The following is a 21,223-nucleotide window of genomic DNA, read 5'->3' as shown; positions in this document are numbered from 1 at the left end:
CACTCGTGACTCAGCCCGTGACGGTGAGCTGAACCTCTGGAGTTCCGCCGGCTTCGACCCAGGCCAGTGAGCGTTCCAGGATGCCGCGCAGCACGTCCAGGTCGACCTGCTCCAGATCCTTGATGTACAGGCAGCCGACCCCGGTCGTATGGGGGCCGAGTTCCGCCAGGGCCTCGGCATGCGCGTCGACGCCGTCGAACAGGTAGATCGTCGACGCGGCCTTGCGCGGGGCGAAGCCGAGCAGCCCGCTGTCGCCCTCCGTGCCGGTGGGGTAGCGGTAGTGGCAGGAGCCGAATCCGATGATGGTGCCCCAGGTCTGCGGCTCGCGGCCGGTGATCTCCTGCATGAGCGCGGTCAGCGTCTCGGCGTCCCGGCGGCGCACTGCGGGGGAGGAGCGGGCGATGAGCCCGGCGACGTCGTCCCCCGTCGGCTTCACTTCGCGGCCTTCGCCGCCGCCTTCATGGCCTTCTTGTGCTCGCGCACCTTGGCGAGGGAGTCGGGCGAGACGATGTCGGCCACGCTGCGGTACGACCCGTCCTCGCCGTAGGGGGCTGACGCCTCGCGCCACCCCTCGCCGGTGAAGCCGTACTGCTTGCCGAGGAGGGCGAGGAAGATCTTGGCCTTCTGCTCCCCGAACCCAGGGAGTGCCTTGAGCCGCTTGAGCACCTCGGGTCCCGATGGGTCTCCCTCCGTCCACAGTGCGGCCGCGTCGCCGTCCCAGTCGTCGACCAGGGTCTGGCAGAGCGTCTGAACGCGCGTCGCCATCGACCCGGGGAACCGGTGCACGGCGGGAGTCTGCTTGAAGGCCTCGAGGAAATCGTCGGGCGCCATGCTGGCGATGGCTGCGGCATCAGCCGCTCCGGTGCGCTGCTCGATCTTGAGCGGACCGGCGAACGCGGTCTCCATCGGCACCTGCTGGTCGAGCAGCATCCCCACCAGCAGAGCCAGCGGGTTGTCTGTGAGCAGCTCGTCGGCGGCGGTGTCTCCGGTGATGTGAAGGGCCATGCCTCCAGTCTGCCACCGCGGGGGCTGAGCGCGTCAGGCGCTGGCGGCGTCGTCCGCGGAATCGGCCTCTGGCGCGATGCCGTACAGGGCGGCCAGCGCGGCGGTGAACTCGTCGGCGCGGCCCGCGGCGGCGAGCTCGTGCGCACGCACGGTCGGGGTGTGCAGCAGCACGCCGGAGAGGTGACGCAGGGCCTGCTCGACCTTGCCGTCCTCGTCGCCTCGTGCGCGGGCCCTGGCGATCTCACGCTCGAGCAGCTCGAAGATGTGCGAGCGGAACGCCACGACCGACGGGGTCACGCTCTGGCGCGCGCCCACCACGTGGAAGGTCTCGGCGGCCTCGCGGACGACGCTGCGAGCGGCATCCGTCGCCTGCAGCTCTTCCAGGGGCGCGTGCAGTCTGATGGTCTCGAGGTCGAGCAGTGCGACGCCCTCGAGCGAAGCGACGGCGGGGTCGACGTTGCGGGGCATACCGAGGTCGACCACGAGCTGACTGTGCGTGCCGACGGGGCAGCCCGCCTCGGCGAGGCCGGTCGGCAGCTGCAGGTGCTCCGGGCCGAGGACCGGTTCCGTCGCGGTGGTGCAGGTGATGAGAAGGCTCGACCGGGCCGCGGTGCGGGCGTACTCGTCGGCGGTGATCGGTCGGATGCCGTGCTTCGCGGCGAAGACCTCGGCACGGCCGGAGGGGGAGTACACCGAGATGTTCACGGCGCCGCGTTCGCGGAGCGTCGCGAGGGTCACGGCCGCGTAGGCGCCGGTTCCGACCAGCAGCACGCGCTCCGCAGACCAGTCGGCGATGCGGCTGTCGGCGAGTTCGAGTGCGAGGCGCACCAGTGAACGACCCGCGCGGCCGAGGGCGGTGACGTTCTTGACCTTGCGCTGAGCCTGGCTGGCGCGCTGGAAGAGGCGCTCGAGCTCGGGCGAGGTGGTGCCGTCCTTGCGAGCCGACTTCAGGGCGCGGCGCACCTGACCGGCGATCTCGCCCTCTCCGGAGACGACGGACTCGAGCCCGGATGCCACGGAGAACAGGTGCTCGGCGACGCGGCGTCCGGCGTGCACGGTGTAGGCGCCGTCGAGGTCGGCGGCAGGGATGCCGGTGGCGGACTCGACCGCTTCGATCACGGCTTCGACGCCGATGGCGCCGGCCGCGGTGACCGGTTCGTCCATTTCCACGTACGCCTCGAAGCGGTTGCACGTCGCCAGCACGACCGCACCCTGCACGCACGGCGTCATGCCCACGATGGTGGGAGCGACGTCGTCGGGGGTGCGGCTCAGGCGTTCGAGCAATTCGAAGGAGGCGGTCTTGTGACTCGCCGTGACACACAGCAGCACAGATCGATTGTACCGGAGCGTCTGCGGGCGAAGGGTCGGCAGCTCGAACTCGGCGGCTCCATAAGGGGTGGATGGGAGGATGGGAGGATGGTCCTCTCCGATGCCCCGCTCCTGCGCGCCCTCGCCGGCGACCGTCCCGCACACGCCCCCGTGTGGTTCATGCGGCAGGCGGGCCGGTCCCTCCCGGAGTACCGCGAGCTGCGTGTGGGCACCCGGATGCTCGACGCCTGCCTGACCCCCGACCTCGCCGCGGAGATCACCCTGCAGCCGGTGCGCCGTCACGGCGTCGATGCGGCCGTCTTCTTCAGCGACATCGTCATCCCGCTGCGTCTCGCCGGGGTCGAGGTGGAGATCGAGCCGGGTCGTGGTCCGGTGTTCGCGAACCCGGTGCGCACCGCGTCAGACGTCGAGCGCGTCACGGCGATCGATCCCGACGACCTGGACGGCACGGCCATCGCGGAGGCCGTCCGGCTCGTCACCGCCGAGCTCGGAGACACTCCGCTGATCGGATTCGCCGGCGCCCCGTTCACTCTCGCCGCCTACCTCGTCGAGGGCGGGCCGTCCAAGGAGCACCTGCGGGCCAGGGCCATGATGCACTCCGACCCGGAGTCGTGGAACCGCCTCGCGGGCTGGCTGGCGCGTGTCTCCCGCCGCTTCCTCGAGACCCAGCGCGACGCCGGGGCATCCGTCGTCCAGCTCTTCGACAGTTGGGCCGGTTCTCTCAGCACGGCGGACTACCGCGCCTTCGTGGCCCCGCACTCGCACGCGGCGCTGTCCGGCATCGGCCTGCCGACGATCCACTTCGGGGTCGGGACAGGTCCCTTCCTCGCCGACATGCGCCTCGACGGTGTGGCCGACGGCGTGGGTGTCGACTGGCGCCTGCCCCTCGACGAGGCCGCTGCGATCCTGGGGCCGGATGTCACGGTGCAGGGCAACATCGACCCCGCGCTGCTCTCCGCCCCGTGGCCGGTCCTGGAGGCCCATGTGCGCGACGTCGTGGAGCGGGGCCGCGCAGCACGCGGGCACATCCTGAACCTCGGCCACGGCGTCCCGCCGGAGACCGACCCGGATCAGCTCACCCGCATCGTCGAGCTGGCGCACACGATCTGACCGTCACGCGATCCGTCGGAGCGCGCGCGTGATGCGCAGATCCGCGACCGTGAAGCGTCCGGGCGGGAGAACTGGGCGGTGCGAGAATTGACGGCATGAGCCCTGAGTCCTCGTCCGCCGAGCCCTTCGACCTGGCCGCCCGCGCGGCCGAGAAGCACGTGGTCGTCGTCGGCGGGGGTATCGGAGGGCTCGTCGCCGCGCGCGAATGCGCGAAGGTCGGGATGCGCGTCACCGTTCTCGAGGCCGAAGAGGTGCTCGGGGGCGCGATCCGCCGGGTCGACCTCGACGGTGTCACGGTCGATGCCGGGGCGGAGAGCTACGCCACCAGGGGTGGCCTCGTCCGCGCCCTCGTCGAGGAGCTCGATCTCGCCGACCGCATCGTGGTGCCGCGGGCCGGCGGTGCCTGGCTGGCGGGCATCCCCGGTATCGGAGCTGCCCCGCTTCCGGCGGGTGGCATCCTCGGCATCCCCGCGAATCCGTTCCAGCCCGACGTGCGTCGCATCATCGGATGGTCGGGCGTCTGGCGCGCCTACCTCGATCGGGTGCGTCCGCCGCTCACGATCGGGCACCAGCTCAGCCTCGGGAAGCTCGTCGCCTCGCGCATGGGGGCGAAGGTGCGGGATCGACTCGTCGCCCCCGTGACGACGGGCGTCTACTCCGCATCTCCGGACGACATCGACATCGACGTCGCGGCTCCGGGGCTCAATGCCGCCCTGACCAGGGTCGGCTCGCTCTCCGGTGCGGTGCAGACCCTCCGCGACGAAGCGGCGGCGAAAGCGGCGGCCAGAGCATCGATGACAGTCTCAGAGGCCGAAGCGGCCGCCCCCGCGGCCCCGGTCGTGGCGAAGGCTCCTGGAGCTGCCGTCGAGGGCCTCTCCGGAGGGATGAGCACCCTCATCGATGCGCTCGCCGCCGACCTGAAGCGCCTCGACGCCGACGTGCGCACGGGCGTGCGGGTGCGCAGTCTCCGCAAGACGGGTGCGACGTGGTCTGTCGAGGCCGAGTCCGCGGCGGACGTGGATCGTGACGATGAAGCGGCGCTCAAGGATGTCGCGGCGGACGAGGGCGTCGCGGCGGAGCCCGTGCCGCCGGTGATCCAGGAGCTCGACGCGGACGCCGTCATCATCGCGACACCCGAGCCCACGGCGCGAGGACTCCTCGCCTCGGTGATACCGGACCTCCAGAAGACGGAGGCCGCGGCCTCGCCGGAGATCGAGATCGTCACGCTGCTCCTCGACGCTCCGGAGATCGCCTCCGCCCCGCGGGGAACAGGTGTGCTCACCGTTCCGGGGAGCCACACGGCCAAGGCCCTGACGCACTCGACCGCGAAGTGGGGCTGGGTGGGGGCTGCGGCGGGTTCCCGGGAGATCGTCCGCGTGTCGTTCGGAGCCCAGGGAGAGCCGGCCGCCACCGCACGGCTGAGCGACGAAGCAGCGGCAGCGCTGGCGCGGAGCGAGGCAGCCGCCCTGCTCGGAGTCGCCATCGCTCCCGAAGCCGTGATCGCCTCTCATCGCGGTCGGTTCGTGCAGTCGCAGCCCGCATCGATCATCGGTTCCGGCGCACGGCGCGCGGCCGCGCGCGCGGCGATCGAGGCGGTGCCCGGCGTGGCCGTGGTCGGCGCCTGGCTCGCGGGAACCGGGCTCGCCCAGGTGATCCCCGACGCCAGGGATGAGGCCGACCGCCTCCGGCACGCGCTTCTCTGGGACTGAGACCATGACGGAGAGAGTGCTCCGTGTCAACCCTCCGACCCATAGATGCCGAATTCGGCATACGGGGTTACGCTGGGTACCTGGCCGCGGGGTGCGAGAGCCTGCGACCGATCCCAACCGGGCGAATCTGGCCGGACTACCGGAACAAGGTGAGGAGACCCCATGAAGGGGAAGATCGGACTCGTCGTCGGACTCGGCGTGGGCTACGTCCTCGGCACCCGTGCCGGACGTGAGCGCTACGAGCAGATCAAGACGCAGTGGCTCAAGGTATGGCACCTCGATCCCGTGCAGGAGCAGGTCACCAAGGTCAAGGGCTTCGTCGGAGACAAGGCCGCAGCCGTCCCCGGTGCGCTCTGGACCGGCGTCGTGAAGGTCGCGAAGTCCGTCAGCGGCAACGGCACACCTGGCCAGCGCCTCGACTCCGCGATCGCCACCGGCCGTGAGGCCGCAGAAGACCTGGCAGAGGCGACGGAGGAAGCGGTCGAGGCGGCGAAGGCCACGGCTTCGTCCAGCAAGACCTCGATGTCGGCCGCATCCAAGACCGCCGCGAAGAAGCCGGCCGCCAAGAAGCCCGCCGCGAAGTCGGCGGCCAAGAAGTCCGGCGCCTGACATGCCCCGCGGATACCGTGATCGCGCCGACGACAGTCTGCTGACTCTCCTCGGGGATCTGCCGGAACTCGTCACGAATCTGGTCAAGGCCGAGATCGACGCTGCGAAGGCGTGGATCTCGCGCACCTCGAAGGACGCCGGCATCGGTTCCGTGTGGTTCCTGGTCGCCCTGTTCTTCCTGTTCTGGGCCGTGCCCGTGATCCTGGTCTTCGCGATAGCGGGTCTGTCGTCATGGTGGCCCGTATGGCTGTCCGCCATCGCGGTGTTCGGCATCCTGATCCTCGCCGTGCTGCTGTTCGCGCTGCTGGGGATCCTCAAGTTCCGCAAGGTGCTCGCGCGCCAGAATCCGGCTCAGGCCGTAGCCGAAGACATCCGAATCGTGAAGGAGGCCGGCGATGACGAATTCTGAGTCGCTGCCGCGCACCGCCGTCCCCGGCGGGATCGTCGACCCGGTCGCCTCGGCTCGTGCGGAGCTGAAGGCCGCCCTCGCCGCCATCGAGGTCAAGGGGAACATCCCCCGTCGGGTCGAGAAGGCGTCGACGCGTGCGGTGGCCAGGGCGCGGGTGTTCGCCGACCGCAATCCGATCGGGGCGGTCGCCGCCACCGTCGGCATCGCGGCGGCGGTCGGTGGCGCGGTCTGGGCGATCGCGCGCTTCATCTCGCGCTGACACGCATCTCGCACTGACACGCATCTCGCACTGACACGCATCTCGCGCTGGTGCGCAGCATTCCAGGATGTCGTGATGCGCCCTTCCGGGTGATTAGCGGCTCCTGCGTAAACGAGGCAGACTGGGGAGCATGATGTCCGAAGAGCGCGATGAGAACCCGTCCGGCTTCACCCTCTGGGCCGTCTGGCGACGAAACCCCGACGTCCCCGTGACCGAGAACGACTCGACCGAACTCGAGACGATCGTGTCCTACATCGAGGATTCGGGCGTGACCGTCCGCGGCTTCTACGACGTCTCCGGGCTCAAGGCCGACGCGGACCTCATGGTGTGGCTGCACGGCGACACGGCGGAGGAACTGCAGAAGGCGCTGCGCCGCCTGCGTCGCACCGAGCTGCTGCGCTCCCTCCTCCCGGTGTGGAACGTGATGGGCGTGCACCGCGACGCCGAGTTCAACCGTTCGCATGTGCCGGGCTTCCTCCGTGGCATCGGCCCCAAGGACTGGCTCTGCCTCTACCCGTTCGTGCGCACTCCGGAGTGGTACCTGGCTCCGGAGGAGGAGCGTCGCACGATGCTCGCCGACCACGGACGCAAGGGCGCGGCGTTCAAAGGCGTGCTCGCCAACACCGTCGCCTCGTTCGCGCTCGGCGACTACGAGTGGCTGCTTCCGCTCGAGGCCGATGAACTCACCGACCTCGTCGACATGATGCGCGATCTGCGGTACACCGAAGCCCGCCGGTATGTGAAGGAGGAGGTGCCCTTCTACACGGGGCGCAGGCTCCGGTTCGACGAGATCGCGGACGTCCTCCAGTAAGCGCATGAGCACTTCCATCCGTCTCGGTACCCGTCGCAGCGCGCTCGCGCAGGCGCAGTCGGGTCATGTCGCCGCGGCTCTCGAGAAGCTGTCGGGGCGCCGGGTCGAACTCGTCCCGATCACCAGCGAAGGCGACACCAACCGTGCGTCGCTCTCCGAGATCGGCGGGCAGGGCATCTTCGCGACGCGTCTTCGCGAGGCGCTGTTCGCGGGGGAGTGCGACTTCCTCGTGCATTCGCTGAAGGATCTCCCCACCGCCATCCCCGAGGGGCTCGTGATCGCGGCGACCCCGAAGCGCGAAGACCCGCGTGACGTGGTCCTCACCCGTGACGGCACCGCGCTGCACGAACTCCGCTCGGGAAGCACCGTCGGCACCGGCTCACCGAGACGCATCGCCCAGGTCCACCGGCGAGCACCGGGCGCCGAGGTCGTCGACATCCGCGGGAACGTGGATTCCCGTCTCGCCAGGGTCGTCTCCGGCGAGCTGGACGCAGTGATCCTCGCGGCAGCCGGCCTCTCGAGGCTCGACGCGAAGTCGCCGCTCCGACGCGAAGAGCTCGGACTCGCGGAATGGCCCACCGCGCCGGGACAGGGTTCGCTCGCGGTCGAGACCCGCGCGGACGCCCCACAGGAGCTGCTCACGGCCCTCGCCGGTCTCGACGACACCGACACGCGTCTGGCCATCACCGTCGAGCGCGCGATCCTCCAGGGACTGGATGCCGGGTGCCAGGCACCGATGGCCGCTCACGCCGTCGTCGACGGCTCCTCGATCCGCGTCAGGACCGTCGTGTACGCCGCTGACGGGGGGCGCCGGATCGGCCTCGACGTCACGGAAGACCTGAACGGGGAGTATATTCGTCGGAACGGCAGTGGCAATGGAGCGGATGCTGCCGATGGTGCAGACCCGGTGCACGCAGCGCGCGAGCTCGGGTTCACTGTTGCCCGTCGGCTGCTCGATCAAGGGGCGGCCGGCCTCGTATCCCGAGAGCAATCCTCATGACCACTTCCGAAATCAAGCAGGACCGACCGCTGGACGGCTGGCGCATCCTCGTGCCCCGTGGCGGGCCGTGGGGCGACAGCGTCGCTGCGAGCCTGCGCGCGCTGGGCGCGGTCCCCGTCGTCGCCCCGCTCATCAACTTCGCGCCGACGACAGACCAGGCGACGCTCGACTCGGCGTTGGCGCAGCTGGCCGCCGGGGAGTTCGACTGGCTGACGGTCACGAGCGCCACCACCGTCGACGTGCTCTTCGCCCACAGGGCGGTCGTGCCGCGTTCGACCAAGATCGCCGCTGTCGGCGAGACGACCGCCGCGGCTCTGCAGGCGGTCGGCTACGAGGTCACGCTGGTCCCGGAGCAGGACAACTCCGCAGAGGGGATGGCACAGCAGCTCATCGCCCTCGAGAAGGAGCCGCGCCGCATCCTCGCGCTGCGCAGCGAGATCGCGAAGCCCGTGCTCAGCCGGCTGCTCTCCGAAGCGGGCCATGACGTGCACGGTGTCGTGGCGTACCGTACGGTCGGCGTCCCGGTCACGGAGCGGATCCGCCGAGATGTCGAGAACGGTCGGATCAACGCGATCCTCATCACGAGCGGTTCGGTCGCCGAGCAGGTGCGTGAGCAGTTCCCGGAGATCCCCGACGACACCCTGCTCGCGGCGATCGGACCCCGCACCGCGAAAGACGCGCAGCGCGCCGGGCTCCCCGTTTCGGTGGTGGCCGACCGTCAGACGATCGACGCCCTGATCGAGGCCGTCTCGCATTTCACCCTTCCGCACGCGGCCGACGAGTTCGCGCCGTGAGCTTCCCCGACGTGCGACTGAGACGGCTGCGGCAGTCTCGCGCAGTACGCGATCTGGTGCGCGAGACCTCGCTGCAGCCGGGGCAGCTCGTCCTGCCTCTGTTCGTGCGTGAGGGCATCACGGAGCCCGTGCAGATCGGGTCGATGCCCGGTGTCGCTCAGCACTCCCTCGATTCGCTGCGTGCAGCCGCGGTCGAGGCGGCGGAGGCGGGGGTCGGCGGGGTGATGCTGTTCGGCGTCCCCGAGGTGCGCGACGCCCTCGGCTCGGGCGCCGATGATCCGCACGGGATCCTCAACGTCGCGACCGAAGCGCTGGCCGCAGAGGTCGGCGACGCTCTCGTCGTGCAGACCGATCTGTGTCTTGATGAGTTCACCGACCACGGACACTGCGGCGTGCTCGCGGCCGACGGCTCCGTCGACAACGATGCGACGCTCGAACGGTACACCGCGATGGCTCTCGCCCAGGCGCGCGCGGGGTCGCAGCTGCTCGGGCTGTCCGGAATGATGGACGGCCAGGTCGCCGTGATCCGCAGAGCGCTCGACGGCGAGGGTTTCACGGACACGCTCCTGCTGGCCTATGCGGCGAAGTACGCGAGTGCGTTCTACGGGCCCTTCCGGGAGGCAGTGGACTCTCAGCTGAAGGGCGACCGTCGCACGTACCAGCTCGATCCCGGAAACCGTCGCGAGGGTGTGCGCGAGGCGGTGGTGGACGAGGCCGAGGGGGCGGACATCGTCATGGTGAAGCCGGCGATGGCCTTCCTCGACGTGCTCCGCGAGGTGCGCGACACTGTGAGCATTCCCGTGTGGGCATATCAGGTCTCCGGCGAGTACGCGATGATCGAGGCCGCCGGGGCGAACGGTTGGATCGACCGTCGTGCAGCCGTTCTCGAGTCCCTTCTCTCCATCCGCCGAGCCGGTGCGGATGCGGTGCTCACCTACTGGGCCACCGAAGCGGCCGGCTGGCTGCGCGACTGATTCACCGAGGAGTACTCCTTTCATGACCGACCGTAACGACGACCTGTTCTCCGCTGCCCGCGCGGTCATCCCCGGCGGGGTCAACTCGCCGGTGCGTGCTTACGGCTCGGTGGGCGGGACTCCGCGGTTCCTCGCCTCGGCGAAGGGGGCGAAGGTCACGGATGCCGCCGGCCGCGAGTATGTCGACCTCGTCGCGTCGTGGGGCCCTGCCCTGCTGGGACACGCGCACCCGGAGATCGTCGCCGCGGTGCAGGAGGCCGCGTCCCGTGGCCTGTCGTTCGGCGCTCCGACGGAGGGCGAGGTCGAGCTCGCCGCGTTGATCGCCGACCGTGTGCGGTTCGGCGAGATCCGCCCCGTCGAGCGCGTCCGTCTGGTCTCCACGGGTACTGAGGCGACCATGACGGCGATCCGCCTTGCGCGGGGTGCCACGGGCCGCGATCTGTTGGTGAAGTTCGCCGGGCACTATCACGGGCACTCCGATGGGCTCCTCGCCGAAGCAGGCTCCGGCGTCGCGACGCTCGCGCTTCCGGGGTCGGCAGGTGTGCCGGCACCGATCGCGGCTCAGACGCTCGTGATCGGGTACAACGATCCCGAGGCGCTGGCTGCAGTGTTCGCCGAGCACGGCCAGCGCATCGCTGCGGTCATCGTCGAAGCCTCGGCTGCGAATATGGGTGTCGTGGCACCGCTTCCCGGTTTCAACCGCCTGATCGCGGAGACCGCCCATGCCCACGGCGCGTTGATGATCCTCGATGAGGTGCTCACCGGATTCCGGGTGCACCCTGCAGGGTTCTGGGGTCTGCAGGCCGCTGCGGGCGAGGACTACCTGCCGGACATCTTCACGTTCGGCAAGGTCGTCGGTGGAGGCATGCCCCTGGCCGCGCTCGGTGGTCGAGCCGATGTCATGGATCTGCTCGCTCCCCTCGGGCCGGTCTACCAGGCGGGCACTCTCTCGGGGAATCCGCTCTCGGTCGCAGCGGGTCTTGCGACGCTGCGTCTCGCGACACCGGAGGTCTATGCGACGGTGGACGCCGCATCTCTGCGAGTCTCCACCGCGCTCGATGCCGCCCTCACCGACGCCGGCGTGACGCACGCGGTGGCCACCGCGGGCAACCTGTTCAACGCCTCGTTCCGGGCGTCGGAGCCGAGGGACTACGCCGAAGCCCAGGCTCAGGAGTCGTTCCGCTATGCGCCGTTCTTCCACTCGCTGCGTGAGCAGGGAGTGGCGCTTCCTCCGAGCGTCTTCGAGGCGTGGTTCCTGACCGCGGCCCACGGTGAGGACGAGCTGCAGCAGATCGAAGCCGCTCTTCCGGCCGCAGCCGCTGCGGCCGCAGCTGCGCGTCCGTGACTGAGTGTCGGTGACTGAGTGTCGGTGACTGAGTGTCGGTGACTGAGTGTCAGTGACTGCGCGTCCGTGACCGTGCGTCCGTGACCGTGCGTCAGTGACCGTGCGCCAGTGACCGTGCGCCAGGGAGGGTGGTCAGACGAACATGACGCGGCGCGGTGAGGCGTCGGTGTAGCGCCGGCCGAGCGGACTGGTCCACTCGATGTCGCCGCCGGGGGTCTGTCTCGCTCGCCATCGGTGCTTCTCGGCGATGTCGGGATGCTTCAGTGCGTGGTGGCCGACGCAGAAGTGGCTCAGGTTGTCGATCGACGTCGCTCCGCCTTTCGCGTGGTCGTGATTGTGGTCGATCTGACACCGATGGACGGGTGTGCGGCACCCGGGAAACCGACAGTGCTGGTCTCTGGCCTGGAGATGCCGCCGCATTGCCGCTGTCGGGGCGTAGGCGGCTGTGGCCGTCACGATACCGGCGCGGTCGAGGAAGAGGCGGGACCAGCCGCCGTTGCGTCCGGCGAGGTCACGAGCGACGTTGGGGTGCAGTGCACCGATGCCGTCGAGCTCTGCAGGCCGTTCGTCGAATCCGGCCAGGGTCTCGGCAGCGATCGTGACCTGGATGCGGGCGTGGATGCTCTCCAGAGCTGTGCCCGCCGCGGCAGAGGGATCCGTGGTCAGGAGCAGGTCGCTGAGCAGGTCGGTGCGGACCGCATCGATGCCCCGCTCATCGGTCGGGACGGAGGGGGTGCCGAGTGACGGATCCGTTGTGAAGGTGTCTCCGTCGCCGAAGATGACATGGGCGTCGAAGCGTGCGTCGCCGGTGTCCAGCGCGCAGGGTGCCTCGCTGTCGTACGGGTGGCTGTTGAGCACCGGGTCTTCGCGACGGGAGTCGTCGGCTCGCAGGTCCTGCAGAAAGACCCGATCAGGGCCCGAGTCGAGTTCGTCCGGAGACAGCGCCGGTGTGTCATCGCCCTGACAGGAGTGATCGCTTCGTGCGGCGATGACGTGCTGTGCGAGCCGGGTCAGTCGGTCGAGGATCGCGTGGGCGAGGTGCTCCGGCAGCACGACCTGCAGCAGCGCGAGGCCGTCGTCGAGCGACCGCAGCGTGACCGATCGTTCGCCGTATGCCCGCCGGTGGCGCTCGACCACGGTCTCACAGGCGAGGGAGGAGGCGACGCGGCGCACCATCGCACGTGTGCGCGCAGGAGAGTCCTGCTCCGCGACGACGAGTGCGGCAGTGTCGTACAGGGTGAGCGCCTCGGTGGCGGCTCGACCATCGCGAACGGCCTGCCGCACGATGGCGCCCTCGCGCACGATCTCCCGAACGTGTGCCGCACTGATCGCGCCGCGTCGGAACGCGTCTCGGACGACGGGGTGCTCGGCCTTGAGGAAGAGGGCGTCTGTGAAGGCGTACTCGATGCTGCCCTTCGACACGCGACCGGCCGCCGAGTACTCGGCGATCATCGAGCGGTGGATCGCCTCGCGGTGCTGCGGCTGCTCGTGGACATCTTCTTCCTGCAGCCGTAGGCGATCGGCGAGCAGCGCAGACGCTTCCGCCTCGAGGATCGCGATGCGTCGGCGCTTCTCCACCCAGGCGTCGAGCAGCGCCTCGCGCTGATCGATGTCGTTCGTGTGGGAAGCCATGGATCGAGTATAGTACATATGTTCGAATGAAGGAAGGGGATGTGGATGACTGGTGCTGATCGACAAGGGATCGTTGCGTTCCTGTGAGCAACTTCCAGACAACTGGCAGGGCCGCGCTGGCAGACTGGGGGACATGGTGACGTTGTTGCTGGACCAGACGCAACTGGAGGTCGTGCTCTCGCCGATCGAACGTGCCGCCACCTTCCACCGTGACAACCTCCGGATCGCGCGCGACACCATCACCAAGGTGCAGCTGACCGAAGATGCCTGGACCTGGCTCCGCGGTGTGCCGAACCCCGGCACACACATCCCCGGCGTCCTCGCTGCCGGCAGCTGGAAGGCCGCGGGCAGCCTCGACTTCGTGCTGATCCGTCGCCGTCGTCCGAGCGTCGTGATCGATCTCGAGGGCGACGAGCAGTACCGCCGCCTGATCCTCACCACGAGCCACGGGCTCGCGCTCACGCAGGCTCTGCGACTCGACGTGTCGGACGAGCCCGCCAACGTCGAGGAGATCGTGGCGACCGCGCCTGTTCCGGTCTCGAAGGGACGCCGCCGTCCGGTGATCCGTCCTCGGCCTGCCTGACGCAAGGCGACCGGGGCCTACGAATCCACGGTCGGCCCTCCTCTGAATGCGGAACGCCCTCCGGGCCGAGAGGCCGGAGGGCGTTCTTCGTCAGCCGAGTCGCTCAGCCGTGACGGTGCTCGTCGTCGTGACGGTGCTCGTCGTGACGGTGCTCGTCGTCGTGACGGTGCTCGCTGTGTTCATCGGCATCGGAGTCGGCGGTTCCGGACTGCTCGGTGCCGTGTTCGTCAGCGCCGAACGCGTCGGTGGGCGACTCCTCAGCGGGGGCCTCTTCAGCGGGGACCTCCTCGGTGGGGGACTCCTCAGCGCCCGGCTCCTCGGCATCGGATGCGGCGGTGTCGCCCGCCTCGCCGGAATCCGTCGACGCTGCCAGCGGCACCGTGTCGATGACGCCGGTGGATGCGACGGTCCAGTGCGCGCCCTCGTCGGAGACGCCGCCCTCGCCCTGCTGCTCCTCGGTCGTCACGTTCTCGGCGCTCAGCGGGTAGTCCCTGGGTTCGTCCTCGTAGTAGGCGCGCGCAGCCGCCGCGAGCATAGAGCTCACCGCCGCGGAGCGCGGATCCTCGTCGTCGGCGGTGACAGCAGCGACATCGTCGGAGTCGGAGTCGGAGTCGGAGTCGTCGGTGGAGTCGGAGGCCGAGTCGGAGTCGCCGGCGTCGGAGGTGGACGCGAGAGCGTCGTCGTCCGGCGAACCGGTGCCGAGCTGGTCGTCGGTCTCTTCGGTCTCGTCGGTGTCCGTCGACTCGGGGGCGTCGTGAAGACCGGCGAACACCTCGACACCGCTGTGGTGCTCGTCTCCGCTCGCCGGATCTGTGGCGTGATCTCCTGCTGCTCCGGCCGGTGCGGCGGAACCGAACAGGATCTCATCGAACGATCGTTCCGGAGACTCCTCGGAGGGCGCCGGGTCGGCTTGCGCATGCTCGGCATCGAGTTCGGCGGCGGGATCGTCGTCCGTCGACGCCGAGGCGTCGGACGAAGGCGCGTCAGATTCGTCAGACGTGCGTTCGGAGCGGTCGCCGGTGTCCACCGACGCGGCGAGGTCGTCGACAGGGGCCTCTCCCGCAGGAGCGGCTGCGGCCTCAGCCGCCCAGGCGGCAGCGGCTGCCACCGGGATCGCGACCACGGAATCGGCGGGCGCCGGAGCAGGCTCGGCCACGGAGGTCTCCACAGCGCTCTCCACGGTGCTCTCCGCGGTGGTGTCCTCTGCGGTGGTGCTCTCCGCGGTGGTGTCCGCCGGAGGGGTGACCGCCGCTGCGATGTCCTCGGGGGCCGCCGCAGCGAGCTGCGGTGGCGTCGCCGGAGTGCTCGGGGCGAACCGGCCACCGCGCATCAGGTCGATGAAGACGTCTTCGAGCGTCGGCCCTCGCTGCACGAGGGTGCTCAGGGCGATGCCCGCATCGGCGGCGACCGCTCCCACCGTGCCGGCGTCGCCGCCGCGCACCGTGAGGCCCGAACGCAGCACCTCGATGTCGAAGCCGGCCTCCTGCAGCGCGGTCGTCAGCGCGCTGCGGTCCGCGGCGTCCACGATGACGGATCCGCCCTTGGGGTCGGCGAGCGTCTCGATCCCGCTGGAGAGCACGAGCGTACCCTTCGAGAGCACGAGCACGTTGTCGGCGACCTGCTCGACCTCGCTGAGGACGTGCGACGACACGAGGACCGTGCGCCCTTCGTCGGCGAGGCGACGCATCAGGAGTCGCATCCAGCGGATTCCCTCGGGGTCGAGTCCGTTGGCCGGTTCGTCGAAGACGAGCGCGCCGGGATCGCCCAGCAGGGCGTTGGCGACGCTGAGCCGCTGACGCATGCCGAGCGAGAAGCCGCCGATCCGGGAGCCGCCTTCGCCCTCGAGGCCGACCAGGGAGAGCACTTCGCCGACGCGGGCCAGGGGGATGCCGTTCGCCTTGGCGGCGATGGTCAGCTGGCGCTCGGCGGTGCGTCGAGGGCGGTAGACCGTCTCCTCGAGCACGGATCCGATGGTGCGCAACGGCTGGCGCAGCTCGGCGTACGCCGTACCGCCGATGGTCGCCGTGCCTGAGGTGGCGCGCACCTGGCCGAGGAGGATCCGCAGCGTGGTGGTCTTGCCGGCACCGTTCGGGCCGAGGAAGGCGGTCACGGCACCGGGCTCCACGCGCGCGGAGAAGTCCGAGACGGCGGTCACCTCATTGAAGCGCTTCGTCACGTGCGTGAACTCGAGCACCTGTCCTTCAGGCATCCGTGACCTCTCGTCGCATTTGAACAGTTCCTCCCTATCCTGCCGGAAAAGCCTGTCGGATCCCGCATTTCGTGCGGAATACCGCCCTTCCCGGAAGGGGTAGCCTGGCGAGCGTGACCGAATCCCACGCTGCAGACCGCATCCTCGTCCGCACCGAAGGCGCGCTCGGACGACTCACGCTCAACCGTCCGGAGGCGATCAACGCGCTCGACGTCGACATGATCGACAGCCTCACCGCGGTCCTGAACGCCTGGCGCGACGACACTGATGTGCAGATCGTGCTGCTCGACGGGGAAGGCGAGCGCGGCATGTGCGCGGGAGGCGACGTGCGCGCTCTGCACGGGCAGATCGTCGCGGGTCAGGCTGACCGGACGGCGGAGTTCTTCCGTGCGGAGTACGCCCTGAACGCCATGATCGCCGAGTATCCCAAGCCCGTGGTGGCACTGGCTGACGGCATCACGATGGGTGGTGGCATCGGGCTGGCCGGCCACGCCGCGATCCGCATCGTCACGGAACGCTCCAAGCTCGCCATGCCGGAGACCCGTATCGGATTCACTCCCGACGTCGGGGGCACCTGGTTGCTCGGCCGCGCTCCTGGGCGCCTGGGCGAGTACTTCGGTCTCACCGGGTCCACCATGAGCGGCGCTGATGCCGTCTACCTCGGCTTCGCGGATCACTTCGTGCCATCCGACCGTCTCGACGCGTTGCGCGAGGCCCTCGCCTTCCGTGCCGACCCGACCGGTCCCAGCGAGATCGTGCTGCTGTTCGACGAGACCCCGGAGCCCTCGCAGCTCCCGGACGCGCGCGCGTGGATCGATGAGGCCTTCTCCGCCCCCACCGTGAGCGAGATCGTCGAACGATTGAAGGCCCAGGGGACGACGGAGGCGGCAGCGACCGCTGACCTGCTCGAAGACCTCGCGCCCACCGGGCTCACCGTGACGCTCGACGCCGTCCGCGAGGCGCGCGACCTGCCGGGGCTCCGCGCGGCGCTGGAGGGCGAGTACCGTCGCGTGATGTGGTTCGTGAACGAGCATCCCGACCTCGTCGAGGGCATCAGAGCGCAGATCGTCGACAAGGACCGCGATCCGAAGTGGAACCCGCCCACGCTTGCCGAGCTCGCTCCCGACGCCGGTGCCCCCGCGCGCGATTACGTCCCGCAGCCCGCGCTGTTCTGATCTTGCGGGGCCGACGGCGGGCTCCAATACGGATCAGGTGACGGGCACGCGCCTTGTTCGCCCCCGTGCAGAAACCGCAGATCGGGGCGGGAAGCGGTTCGCTGTGAGCGAAGGTCCACCATGAGGGGGATACGAATGTCCGCGGATCGTGGCACTCTGTCTTGTGGCCGATTGTCGGTCGGCATCCGTCTGCCGAGAAATCCGCCGTTTCATCCTTCCTAGAAAGTCCGCCTGTGCTGGGAAAAATCCTCCTCCGTTATCTCTCCCGATACCGATGGCTGCTGCTCGCCGTGCTGGTCTTCCAGCTCGCCAGCGTGGCAGCCACCCTCTACCTCCCGCGCCTGAACGCCGACATCATCGACAAGGGCGTCGCCCGGGGCGACACCGGCTACATCTGGAGCACCGGTCTGTTCATGCTCGCGGTCTCGCTGGGGCAGATCATCGCCTCGGTCACCGCGACGTACTTCGCCGCGCGTGCAGCGATGGGTGCCGGCCGCGACATCCGCGCCGACGTCTTCGGCAAGGTGAGCGGCTTCTCCGAGCGAGAGGTGTCGCAGTTCGGTGCCGGGTCGCTCATCACCCGCAACACGAACGACGTGCAGCAGGTGCAGATGCTGGCCATGATGGGCGCGACCATGCTCGTCACGGCACCGCTGCTCGCGATCGGCGGCATCTTCTTCGCGGTCCAGACCAACGTCGGACTCAGCTGGCTGATCGCCGTCTCGGTGCCGCTGCTGCTCATCCTGGCTGCCCTCGTCATCGGCCGCATGGTGCCGCTGTTCCGCAGCTACCAGGGCAAGCTCGACAACGTCAACCGCATCATGCGCGAGCAGCTCACGGGCGTGCGCGTGGTGCGTGCCTTCGTGCGCGAGCGCATCGAGGAGGAGCGTTTCCGCGGGGCGAACACCGACATCATGGTCGTGGGCCGCAAGGTCGGATCGCTCTTCGTGCTGCTGTTCCCGCTGTTCATGCTCATCCTCAACGTCACGGTCGTCTCGGTCATCTGGTTCGGCGGCATCGAGGTGAACAACGGCACGGTGCAGGTGGGCACGCTGTTCGCCTTCATGCAGTACATCGGTCAGATCATGGGCGGCGTCATCATGGCGAGCTTCATGGCGATGATGATCCCGCGCGCGGCCGTCTCGGCCGAGCGCATCGGCGAGGTGCTCGACTCCGAGTCCTCCCTCGTGCGTCCGGAGAACGGCGTCACGGAGTTCCCGGTTCCCGGATCCGTGGCGCTCGACGACGTCGAGTTCACCTACCCCGGAGCCGATTCGCCGGTGCTCACGGGCATCAGCTTCGCCGCGCAGCCGGGTGAGACCGTCGCGATCGTCGGCTCCACCGGTTCGGGCAAGACGACGCTCATCTCCCTCATCCCGCGCCTCTTCGACGTCTCGGGCGGATCCGTGCACGTCGGAGGCACCGACGTGCGCGAGGCCGACGTCGAGTCGCTCTGGGACAGCATCGGCCTGGTGCCGCAGCGCCCGTTCCTCTTCACCGGCACCGTCGCGTCCAACCTGCGCTATGGCCGTGAAGAGGCCACCGACGAAGAGCTGTGGCACGCGCTCGACATCGCACAGGGTCGTGACTTCGTGGAGGAGATGCCGGACGGTCTCGACTCCCGCATCGCCCAGGGCGGCACGAACGTCTCCGGGGGTCAGCGTCAGCGGCTCGCGATCGCCCGCGCGATCGTGCACCAGCCGAAGATCCTCGTCTTCGACGACTCGTTCTCCGCTCTCGACCTGACGACCGATGCGCGGCTCCGCCAAGCGCTGTGGCGGGAACTCCCGCACGTCACGAAGATCGTGGTCGCCCAGCGCATCTCCACGATCACGGATGCCGACCGCATCGTCGTGCTCGACGGCGGCACCATGGTGGGCGTCGGCACGCACGAGGAGCTGCTCGAGACGAGCGACACCTACCGAGAGATCGTCGAATCGCAGCTGGGGGTGGACGCATGAGCGCGCAGAACGACAACCAGCGCAAGGCCAAGCGCGGCCGCGGCAAGGTGGCCTCGCCCGTCGCCGAGGTCGAGCTGACCGCCGAGGAGAAGTACGAGGCCGAACTCGCCGAACAGGCGCGTCAGAACTCCGGTGACTGGGACAGCGTCGCACCGGGCAAGGCCGACAACTTCGGCCCCAGCTTCGCGCGCATGATCGGGCTGCTGAAGCCCTCGGCCATCTGGTTCGTCTTCGTGTCGATCCTCGGCGCGATCGGCGTGGTCCTGACGGTCGCAGCGCCCAAGGTGCTCGCCGAGGCGACCAACCTCGTCTACAAGGGCTTCATCTCCATCCAGCTCGGTCAGCCCACCGACGGCTTCCCCGGCTTCCCCGCCGGCACGTCGCAGGACGTGGTGGTCGACGCGCTGCGGGCAGGCGGACAGGACGACTTCGCGAACCAGGTCGGCGCGCTGGGAGACTTCACGGTCGGCCAGGGCATCGACTTCGACGCGCTGCGGCTCGTCATCGCCGCCGTGCTCGGCATCTACGTGGCCGCCGCCTTCCTCACCTGGATCCAGGGTTACGTCATCAACGTGATCATGGTGCGCACCATGTGGCGACTGCGTGAATCGGTCGAGGCGAAGATCAACCGCCTGCCCTTGGCGTACTTCGATAAGGTGCAGCGCGGCGAGCTGATCTCGCGCGTCACGAACGACATCGACAACATCACGCAGACGATGCAGCAGTCGCTCTCGGGTGCACTCACCTCGGTGCTCACCGTGATCGGCGTGCTCGTGATGATGTTCTCGATCTCATGGCAGCTCGCCCTCGTGGCCCTCATCACGCTGCCTCTCATGGGCGTGATCTTCGGCATCATCGGACCGCGCTCGCAGAAGGCCTTCGGCACGCAGTGGCGCAAGGTCGGGCGGCTCAACGTCCGTGTCGAGGAGGCGTTCTCCGGCCACGCGCTGGTGAAGGTCTTCGGTCGCGAGAAGGACGCACTGGACAAGTTCCAGGACGAGAACGAAGAGCTGTTCCAGGCGAGCTTCAAGGCGCAGTTCCTGTCCGGCATCATCATGCCGGCGATGATGTTCGTCGGGAACCTCAGCTACGTGGGCATCGCGGTGCTCGGTGGTCTGATGGTCGCCAACGGTCAGCTCCGCCTCGGTGACGTGCAGGCGTTCATCCAGTACTCGCAGCAGTTCACGCAGCCGCTGTCCGAGCTGGGCGGAATGGCCGCTGTCGTGCAGTCCGGCACGGCTTCCGCCGAGCGTGTGTTCGAACTGCTCGACGCCGAGGAGCAGGAGGCCGACGACGCCGATGCTCCCGAGCTCGTGGAGGGCAAGGGCGTCATCGAGTTCGAGAACGTCGCCTTCTCGTACACGCCGGATCGTCCGCTCATCCGTGATCTGTCGTTCCGGGTGGAGCCGGGTCAGACCGTCGCGATCGTCGGTCCGACCGGTGCGGGCAAGACGACGCTGGTCAACCTGATCATGCGCTTCTACGAGCTCAGCGGTGGCCGGATCATGCTCGACGGGCAGGACATCGCCGAGGTCACCCGCGACGAGCTGCGTTCGCGCACCGGCATGGTGCTCCAGGACCCGTGGCTGTTCGCCGGCAGCATCCGCGAGAACATCCGCTACGGTCGCTCGACCGCGACCGATGAAGAGGTTCTCGCCGCAGCCAGGGCCACCTACGTCGACCGCTTCGTGCACGCCCTCCCCGAGGGCTACGACACGGTGCTCGACGAGGACGCAGCGAACGTGTCGGCCGGTGAGCGTCAGCTCATCACCATCGCGCGGGCGTTCGTCGCACAGCCGTCGATCCTCATCCTCGACGAGGCCACGTCGGCCGTCGATACACGCACCGAACTGCTGCTGCAGCACGCGATGGCCGCGCTCCGAGAGGGGCGCACGTCGTTCGTGATCGCGCACCGGCTGTCGACCATCCGCGATGCCGACCTCATCCTGGTGATGGAGCACGGCGACATCGTGGAGAAGGGTACGCACGACGAACTCATCGCGGCGCAGGGCGCCTACTGGCGTCTGTACCAGTCGCAGTTCGAGCAGGCCGCGACCGACATCGATGCCGAAGACGCTCTCACGGGGACGACTCCGGTCGTCGTCACCGATGCTGCGGGCGCAGAGGCTGCAGCCGCTGTGGCCGGCGCATCCGTCGGCGCACAGGTGCCGGCAGCCGAGACGGCCGCGGCGCAGGCCCTGCTGGAAGACGGCGCTGACGGCTCCGATCACCGCCCCTGACGTACGGCATCAACGCACGACGCCCCACCGCCGCTCACGCGGGGTGGGGCGTCGTCGTGGGCGATCGCG

At 69.2% G+C, this 21,223-nt stretch carries 19 protein-coding genes; 14 read left to right on the top strand and 5 right to left on the bottom strand.

The features are described 5' to 3' along the window. Nucleotides 1–10 precede the first annotated feature (10 nt). Genes AB4070_RS10345 through AB4070_RS10335 form a run of 3 tightly spaced genes read right to left on the bottom strand, consistent with a single transcriptional unit; the run spans nt 11 to nt 2,334 of the window. A complete protein-coding gene (locus AB4070_RS10345) occupies nt 11–436 on the bottom strand; it encodes a DUF1801 domain-containing protein (protein WP_441980013.1) in 426 nt (141 codons plus the stop codon). Then, nucleotides 433–1,005, bottom strand: coding sequence for an HhH-GPD-type base excision DNA repair protein (locus tag AB4070_RS10340; RefSeq protein WP_441980012.1), 573 nt, complete (start codon nt 1,003–1,005; stop codon nt 433–435). The genes AB4070_RS10345 and AB4070_RS10340 overlap by 4 nt, the downstream gene beginning before the upstream one ends. Nucleotides 1,006–1,038: 33 nt before the next feature. Then, on the bottom strand, nt 1,039–2,334 hold the full coding sequence (locus tag AB4070_RS10335; protein WP_441980011.1) for a glutamyl-tRNA reductase: 1,296 nt from the start codon (nt 2,332–2,334) through the stop codon (nt 1,039–1,041). 87 nt (nt 2,335–2,421) lie between these two features. Here AB4070_RS10335 and hemE point away from each other — a divergent pair, with 87 nt between their 5' ends. The 10 genes from hemE (at nt 2,422) to hemL (ending at nt 11,354) form a co-directional block, all read left to right on the top strand. Continuing rightward, nucleotides 2,422–3,444, top strand: coding sequence for a uroporphyrinogen decarboxylase (gene hemE, locus AB4070_RS10330; RefSeq protein WP_441980010.1), 1,023 nt, complete (start codon nt 2,422–2,424; stop codon nt 3,442–3,444). Between the two features lie 95 nt (nt 3,445–3,539). Next, nucleotides 3,540–5,153 carry a protoporphyrinogen/coproporphyrinogen oxidase gene (locus AB4070_RS10325; RefSeq protein WP_441980009.1) on the top strand — a complete coding sequence of 538 codons (1,614 nt, stop codon included), beginning with the start codon at nt 3,540–3,542 and terminating at the stop codon, nt 5,151–5,153. Nucleotides 5,154–5,315: 162 nt separating this feature from the next. Beyond that, nucleotides 5,316–5,762 carry a hypothetical protein gene (locus AB4070_RS10320; RefSeq protein WP_441980008.1) on the top strand — a complete coding sequence of 149 codons (447 nt, stop codon included), beginning with the start codon at nt 5,316–5,318 and terminating at the stop codon, nt 5,760–5,762. A gap of 1 nt (nt 5,763) precedes the next feature. Further along, the gene (locus tag AB4070_RS10315; protein ID WP_282845641.1) at nt 5,764–6,171 is read left to right on the top strand and encodes a phage holin family protein; all 408 of its coding nucleotides are present in this window, start codon (nt 5,764–5,766) and stop codon (nt 6,169–6,171) included. Further along, entirely contained in the window at nt 6,158–6,430 is a 273-nt protein-coding gene (locus AB4070_RS10310) for a hypothetical protein (protein WP_441980007.1), read from the top strand. The genes AB4070_RS10315 and AB4070_RS10310 overlap by 14 nt, the downstream gene beginning before the upstream one ends. A 130-nt stretch (nt 6,431–6,560) precedes the next feature. Next, a complete protein-coding gene (hemQ, locus tag AB4070_RS10305; RefSeq protein WP_441980006.1) occupies nt 6,561–7,241 on the top strand; it encodes a hydrogen peroxide-dependent heme synthase in 681 nt (226 codons plus the stop codon). A 4-nt stretch (nt 7,242–7,245) separates the two neighbouring features. Continuing rightward, nucleotides 7,246–8,241, top strand: a complete 996-nt coding sequence (gene hemC, locus AB4070_RS10300; RefSeq protein ID WP_441980005.1) for a hydroxymethylbilane synthase — start codon at nt 7,246–7,248, stop codon at nt 8,239–8,241. Beyond that, nucleotides 8,238–9,035, top strand: coding sequence for a uroporphyrinogen-III synthase (locus AB4070_RS10295; protein WP_046747493.1), 798 nt, complete (start codon nt 8,238–8,240; stop codon nt 9,033–9,035). Before hemC ends, AB4070_RS10295 begins: the two co-directional genes overlap by 4 nt. Then, nucleotides 9,032–10,009 (top strand): porphobilinogen synthase, encoded by a 978-nt coding sequence (hemB, locus tag AB4070_RS10290; protein ID WP_378877068.1) that lies wholly within the window; start codon nt 9,032–9,034, stop codon nt 10,007–10,009. The genes AB4070_RS10295 and hemB overlap by 4 nt, the downstream gene beginning before the upstream one ends. 22 nt (nt 10,010–10,031) lie before the next feature. Further along, on the top strand, nt 10,032–11,354 hold the full coding sequence (gene hemL, locus AB4070_RS10285) for a glutamate-1-semialdehyde 2,1-aminomutase (RefSeq protein WP_441980004.1): 1,323 nt from the start codon (nt 10,032–10,034) through the stop codon (nt 11,352–11,354). Between the two features lie 132 nt (nt 11,355–11,486). Here the strand turns inward: hemL and AB4070_RS10280 are convergent, their stop codons facing one another. After that, nucleotides 11,487–12,986, bottom strand: coding sequence for a DUF222 domain-containing protein (locus AB4070_RS10280; protein ID WP_441980003.1), 1,500 nt, complete (start codon nt 12,984–12,986; stop codon nt 11,487–11,489). Between the two features lie 133 nt (nt 12,987–13,119). Here AB4070_RS10280 and AB4070_RS10275 point away from each other — a divergent pair, with 133 nt between their 5' ends. Then, nucleotides 13,120–13,569 carry a hypothetical protein gene (locus tag AB4070_RS10275; protein WP_282845634.1) on the top strand — a complete coding sequence of 150 codons (450 nt, stop codon included), beginning with the start codon at nt 13,120–13,122 and terminating at the stop codon, nt 13,567–13,569. A gap of 103 nt (nt 13,570–13,672) precedes the next feature. On the opposite strand, the gene AB4070_RS10270 is transcribed toward AB4070_RS10275, so the two are convergent. Then, nucleotides 13,673–15,778: an ATP-binding cassette domain-containing protein gene (locus AB4070_RS10270; protein ID WP_441980002.1), complete on the bottom strand. Its 2,106-nt coding sequence runs from the start codon at nt 15,776–15,778 to the stop codon at nt 13,673–13,675. A 113-nt stretch (nt 15,779–15,891) separates the two neighbouring features. Between AB4070_RS10270 and AB4070_RS10265 the strand changes: the two genes are divergently transcribed. The 3 genes from AB4070_RS10265 to AB4070_RS10255 all read left to right on the top strand — a co-directional run bounded on the left by AB4070_RS10265 (nt 15,892) and on the right by AB4070_RS10255 (nt 21,154). After that, on the top strand, nt 15,892–16,953 hold the full coding sequence (locus AB4070_RS10265) for an enoyl-CoA hydratase/isomerase family protein (RefSeq protein ID WP_441980001.1): 1,062 nt from the start codon (nt 15,892–15,894) through the stop codon (nt 16,951–16,953). Nucleotides 16,954–17,186: 233 nt separating this feature from the next. Beyond that, on the top strand, nt 17,187–18,914 hold the full coding sequence (locus tag AB4070_RS10260) for an ABC transporter ATP-binding protein (RefSeq protein WP_441980000.1): 1,728 nt from the start codon (nt 17,187–17,189) through the stop codon (nt 18,912–18,914). After that, the gene (locus AB4070_RS10255) at nt 18,911–21,154 is read left to right on the top strand and encodes an ABC transporter ATP-binding protein (RefSeq protein WP_441979999.1); all 2,244 of its coding nucleotides are present in this window, start codon (nt 18,911–18,913) and stop codon (nt 21,152–21,154) included. Before AB4070_RS10260 ends, AB4070_RS10255 begins: the two co-directional genes overlap by 4 nt. Nucleotides 21,155–21,223: the final 69 nt, after the last annotated feature.

This window comes from Microbacterium sp. 2RAF4 (assembly GCF_052115285.1).
GTDB lineage: Bacteria > Actinomycetota > Actinomycetes > Actinomycetales > Microbacteriaceae > Microbacterium > Microbacterium oxydans.
This window is presented reverse-complemented; position numbering and strand designations above follow the sequence as displayed.